Source organism: Solihabitans fulvus, from assembly GCF_008386585.1.
GTDB lineage: Bacteria > Actinomycetota > Actinomycetes > Mycobacteriales > Pseudonocardiaceae > Solihabitans > Solihabitans fulvus.
In genome coordinates, this window is sequence record NZ_VUOB01000338.1 from 1 (window position 1) to 409 (window position 409).

Genomic DNA, 409 nt, shown 5'->3' on the forward strand with positions numbered 1-409 from the left:
CCTTGTCACTGTCACTGACTGGTTTGTCATTTTCTGGAGCGCACATCTCCGTTAGTTTCTCGAAGGCTTTCAAGTCCTCCTCGCTGGTAAGATATTTCTTGCTCTTCTCAATAGTAGCGGCTACATCGAAAAGACCACTTGCGTTGATGATTCCAGCTTTCTTCATGAAACATCCTACAAAGCAAGAGTTCAAACCGCTCGGATCACCAAGTTTCTTAGCCGCGTCAATGTCGCCCTGATTCACGCTGAACTCTTTGGAGCATTCCGCTATTAGAGGCAATGATGATTTCGTTATCTCGGCCTTTTGTTCTTCTGTTAGTGCATTTACACCAACAGCCAATGCACAGAATGCCAATACAACAAAAGAATTAGCTGACATTTTGACGTGTTGTACCTTCTTGTTCTAAAT

Annotated in this window: 1 protein-coding gene; it reads right to left on the reverse strand. The window is 43.5% G+C overall.

Going from position 1 to position 409, the window contains the following annotated elements; all coding sequences use genetic code 11:
- Positions 1 to 379: pheromone/general odorant binding protein (locus F0L68_RS45995; protein ID WP_149855443.1), on the reverse strand; the 379-nt coding region annotated here is incomplete at its 3' end.
- Positions 380 to 409 lie beyond the last annotated feature (30 nt).